The 4,168-nt window shown below is 71.1% G+C and carries 3 protein-coding genes; all 3 read right to left on the bottom strand.

What is annotated here, in order from left to right:
• Nucleotides 1-168: 168 nt before the first annotated feature.
• Entirely contained in the window at nt 169-2,388 is a 2,220-nt protein-coding gene (locus Mterra_RS19400; protein ID WP_119316622.1) for a glycoside hydrolase family 3 N-terminal domain-containing protein, read from the bottom strand.
• Nucleotides 2,389-2,603: 215 nt separating this feature from the next.
• On the bottom strand, nt 2,604-3,431 hold the full coding sequence (locus Mterra_RS19395; RefSeq protein ID WP_119316621.1) for a glycoside hydrolase family 16 protein: 828 nt from the start codon (nt 3,429-3,431) through the stop codon (nt 2,604-2,606).
• Nucleotides 3,432-3,522: 91 nt separating this feature from the next.
• A partial coding sequence (locus tag Mterra_RS19390) for a beta-xylosidase family glycoside hydrolase (protein ID WP_476727203.1) occupies nt 3,523-4,168 on the bottom strand: 646 nt, incomplete at its 5' end.

Here is a 4,168-nt window from a genome sequence, read left to right as displayed (position 1 = left end):
CCTCCCGCGCGGGCCGCACACCCCGGCCGGAGCAGGGCAGTACGGCGTGAGCGCCCTTCCACGGGGAAGTGGGGCTGTAGTCGGCTTGTGGGGCTGAACACAACCCCAGTGGATGACTGATCCCGAAGGGCGTTCAGCGTTCGGCGTTGGGCGTTCGACTATCGACCCTCACCGCACCTCCACCCCCACCGTCTGCTCCCCCACCCGCAAAACGTAGCGCCCAGGCAGCACGCGGGGCAGCTCGAGGCTGAACACGTCGCCCGGCACCAGGGCGAAGCGGTCTAGAGGGGCGGTGAGCTTGAGGGTGCGGGTTTGGCCGGGCTCGAGGTTCACCTTGGCGAAGGCCACCAGGCGTTCGCGGGGGGCGAGGAGGCCGAGCGGGGGGAAGCGGGTGTAGAGCTGCACCACGTCGCTGCCGGCGCGTTTGCCGGTGTTGCGCACCTCGACGTCCACCTCCACGGCGGTGGCGGTGGCTCTGGCGGCCTGCAGGCGGTAGGTGAAGTCGGTGTAGCTCAGGCCGTAGCCGAAGGGGTACAGCGGCTCGGCCTTGGGGTAGATGTCGGGGTAGCGGTCGTAGGTGAAGGGCACCTGGCCGAAGAGCTTGGGCCAGGTGAAGGGCAGGCGGCCGCTGGGGTTGTGGCGGCCGAAGAGCACGTCGGCGAGGGCGCTGCCCGCTTCGGAGCCGGGGAGGTAGGCCATGAGGATGGCCTCGGGGACGAGCCACGCGTCGGCGGGGAAGGCCAGGGGGCGGCCGGCCAAGAGCACCAGCACGACCGGTTTGCCCATCGCCTCGAGGTCGCGCAGCAGCTTGTACTGCTCGGCGGGGAGCTCGCCGGTGAGGTTGTTGCCCTCGTTCTCGGCGTAGGGCTTCTCGCCCAGGGCCACCACCACCGCGTCGGAGGCCCTGACCGCCGCGGCGAGGGCCCTGGCGTCCTTGGGGTCGGCGTAGGCCACCTTAACGCCCTGCGGCGCGCCCTTCTGGAGGCCCTCGAGCACCGTCGCCCCGGGGGCCTTGGCCCCCTCCTTGCCCTGCCAGTCGATGCTCCAGCCGCCCATCTGCATGGTCTTGTCGGTGGCGGCGGGGCCGGTGACGAGGAGGGTCCTGACGTTGGTGAGCGGCAGGGTGGAGGCGGCGTTTTCCAGCAGGGTGACGGACTCGAGGGCGGCCTGCTTCGCCAGCGGGCGCTGGGCCTCGACCACCTTCTCGGCCTCGGCCACCTCGGCGTAGGGGCGCTCGAAGAGGCCGAGCTCGAACTTCAGCCGCAGGACGCGGCCTGCCGCCTCGTCAACGCGGGCGCGGGGGATCCGGCCGGCCTCGACGAGTTCCTTGAGGGTCTGGAGGTAGCGCTCGACCTCCATGGGCACCATGTACACGTCCACGCCGGCGTTGACGCTCAGGGCCACGGCCTCGGCGAAGCCGGCGGCGGCCTTGTGGTCGCCCACGAGCTTGTCGATGTCGTTCCAGTCGGAGATCACCACGCCTTTGAAGCCCATCTGGCCGCGCAGCACGTCGGTGAGCAGGTAGCGCGAGGCGTGCACCGGCACGCCGTTGAGCGAGCCGCTGTTGGCCATCACCGTGAGGGCGCCGGCCTCGAGGCCCGCCCGGAAGGGCGGCAGCCACACCTCCTGCAGGGTGCGGGGGGCCAGGAAGGCCGGGCTGCGGTCGGTGCCGCCCAAGGGCTGGCCGTAGCCGGTGAAGTGCTTGAGCGTCGCGGCGACGCGGCCGGCCTGCAGGCCCCGCACCGTCGCGGCCACCAGGCTGCCCGCCAGCAGCGGGTCCTCGCCGAAGGTCTCGTAGAAGCGGCCCCAGCGCGGGTCGCGGCCCAGGTCGGCCACGGGGGCGAAGTTCCACAGCGTGCCCGTAGCCCGCAGCTCCTGCCCCACCCTCCGGGCCACCTGCTCCACCAGGGCCGGGTTCCAGGTCGCCGCCAGGCCCAGGTTATGGGGGTAGAGCGTAGCCCCCACGACGTTGTTGTGCCCGTGCACCGCGTCCACGCCGTAGAGGAGGGGGATGCCCAGGCGCCCCTTCTCCACCGCCGCCCGCTGGAGGGCGTTGGTCATCTCGGCCCAGGCGCGGGGCGTGTTGGGCACCGGCCCCATCCCCCCGCCCGAGAGCACCGAGCCGATGCCGCGCTGCACGAGGTAGCGCTCGAGCAGCTCCCCCCTCAGCGGCCCCAGCCCCCAGCCGTCCGACATCAGCTTCGACACCGCCACCTGCGTCATCTGCCCCAGCTTCTCCTCCAGCGTCATGCGCGCGAGCAGGTCGGCGACGCGCTTCTCCACCGGCTGCGCGGGGTCTTTGTAGAGGGGCTGCCCCCCCTGGGCGAGGGCCAGGCTCGAGGTCAACAAGGCGGCGCAGGCCAACCCGAATCTCCGTCGGTTCGTCATGGTCGATCTCCTTGGATGGGCCATCAACCCTCAGTCAGAGGCGGGCGGGCACGGGGGCCCGCCCCTACGTCTGGCATCTTGCATTCGACGTTCGACGTTCGGCGTTTAGCGTTTTGCGTCTTGCATTCGGCATTCAGCGTACGACGTAGGACGTCCGACCGGCGTTTTGCGTCTTGCGTACGGCGCAGGACGTCCGACCCGCGCCCAGCGCCCGCCTACCGGCCATCGAGCCGCTCGTACACCCGCACGTAGTCCACCAGCATCCGCTGCGGGAAGCGCGTGGTCGCGTCGGGCATGCCGGGCCAGGCCCCGCCCACGGCGAGGTTGAGGATGAGGAAGAAGGGGCGGTCGAAGACCCAGCGCGCGCCCTCGGGGAGGTCGGCGGGGGTGCGGGTCTGGTAGAGCACGCCGTCAACGTACCAGCGCAGCTCCTCCGGCTCCCACTCGAGCGCGAAGACGTGGAAGGCGTCGGCGAAGTCGGCGGGGAGGGTGTAGGGCTTGCCGATGCCCGCGCCGCCCGAGTAGCCGGGGCCGTGGATGGTGCCGTGCACGGTGCGCGGCTCGCGCCCGATGTTCTCCATCACGTCGATCTCGCCGCACAGGGGCCAGCTCACCGTGCCGATGTTGTTGCCCAGCAGCCAGAACGCGGGCCACAGCCCCTGCCCGCGCGGGAGCTTGATGCGGGCCTCGAAGCGGCCGTAGCGCTGCTCGAACTTGCCGCGGGTGTTGAGCCGCGCGGAGGTGTAGCGGCAGGGCCCGTACCAGCAGCGCAGGCCCGGCAGGCGCTGCTCGAGCGCGGTGATCGCCAGGTTGCGCCCGTCGTGCACGGCGTTGAGGGTGGATTCGGTGTAGTACTGCAGCTCGCTGTTGCCGTTGCCCCAGCCGCCGGTCTCCACGTTCCACTTGCTGCGGTCCACCGGGCTTCCCAGCGGCAGGTTGAACTCGTCGGCCCAGGTCAGCCGCCACCCGGGAAGGTCTTGGGCCAGGGCGCCGGGAAGGGCCAGCGCCAGGAGGAACAGAAGTTTGGGAAGGTTCAGCTTCATGGGGACCCCCTTCGAGGGCTGGTGGCCTGTGGCCCTTGGTTCATCAAAAGCTTTCTCCACGGGCTATCGGCTATCGACCATCTACCTCTCCCTAACCAAGCCCCCGGTACGTGAAGCAGTCGAAGTCCGCGTGCAGCCGCGCCCCGCTGAGGTCCTGCGCGCACAGGCCGATGAAGGTGCCCGTGAAGGACAGGCCGTTGCAGTAGTCGTCGGAGAGCTTGCCGGAGTCGAAGGCGGGGCCGACGGGCTGCCAGCGCTGGCCGTCGAGGGCGTAGAAGAAGCGGAAGGTCTCGCGCTCGAAGCGCACCTTGAGGTACACGCGCGCGGCCTCCCCCACGCCCACCTCGCGCCCCAGCGGCTCGTCGTAGCGCCCGGCGTCGCACGCCAGCAGGTTGAGGGTCTTGCCCAGCTCCTCGTCGCGGCTGAGGCGCAGGTAGACCCAGTGCCGCGTGTCGTAGTAGCACACCAGCCCGGCCATCTGCTGGAAGTGCCGGGGCTCGAACTCCAGCGCGGTCTCGGCCTCGGCGTAGAAGTGCTGCAGGCGGCGGGCCACCAGGCTCTGGCGGTGGCGCGAGATCAGCGACTCGCGCCCGTAGAGGCGCAGGAAGCCGGGGCGCTCGCTGAGGGAGAGCCAGGAGCCGTCGGCGGGGAGGCGCAGGGTCTGGAAGTGCGGGCTGAGGGTGGGGCCGTCGAAGGGGTCGGTCTCGGGCTCCGGGGGCCAGGGGTGGGGCGGGAGG

This window comes from Calidithermus terrae (genome assembly GCF_003574345.1).
Classification (GTDB): domain Bacteria; phylum Deinococcota; class Deinococci; order Deinococcales; family Thermaceae; genus Calidithermus; species Calidithermus chliarophilus.
This window is presented reverse-complemented; position numbering and strand designations above follow the sequence as displayed.

What these genes read in the sequence shown, in the direction of transcription:
- Mterra_RS19400 (WP_119316622.1), bottom strand. Translation starts at nt 2,388, where the DNA reads ATGACGAACCGACGGAGATTCGGGTTGGCCTGCGCCGCCTTGTTGACC.
- Mterra_RS19395 (WP_119316621.1), bottom strand. Translation starts at nt 3,431, where the DNA reads ATGAAGCTGAACCTTCCCAAACTTCTGTTCCTCCTGGCGCTGGCCCTT.